Source organism: Cupriavidus sp. SIMBA_020 (assembly GCF_046535395.1).
In the GTDB taxonomy this organism is placed as follows: domain Bacteria; phylum Pseudomonadota; class Gammaproteobacteria; order Burkholderiales; family Burkholderiaceae; genus Cupriavidus; species Cupriavidus campinensis.
Genome location: NZ_JAWRWU010000583.1, coordinates 1 through 272, shown reverse-complemented (window position 1 = coordinate 272; position 272 = coordinate 1). Strand labels below are relative to the sequence as shown.

The window sequence follows — 272 nt, the reverse complement described above, 5'->3', positions numbered from 1 at the left end:
CATGTAGTCGAACGTCAGGTTGGACAATGCGCGCACGCCGTTGATCAGGCCCGATTCATCCACATAGAAGCGCGGCGAGTGGTTGGGCGCGGCGGTCTCCGGATCGGTGCCCTTGGGCGTCACGCCCAGGTAGAAGAACATGCCCGGCACCTTTTCCTGGTAGAAGGAAAAGTCTTCCGAGGCCGTCGACTTGGGCTGCAGCCCGTAGTTGCCTTCGCCGGCCACGCGCCGCAGGGTGGGACCCATTTCCTCGGTCAGGCCGGGGTTGTTGA

The 272-nt window shown here is 63.2% G+C and carries 1 protein-coding gene; it reads right to left on the bottom strand.

The window, feature by feature from the left end:
* On the bottom strand, positions 1-272 hold a 272-nt coding region (locus SB751_RS30615; RefSeq protein WP_410749099.1), incomplete at both ends, for a M20/M25/M40 family metallo-hydrolase.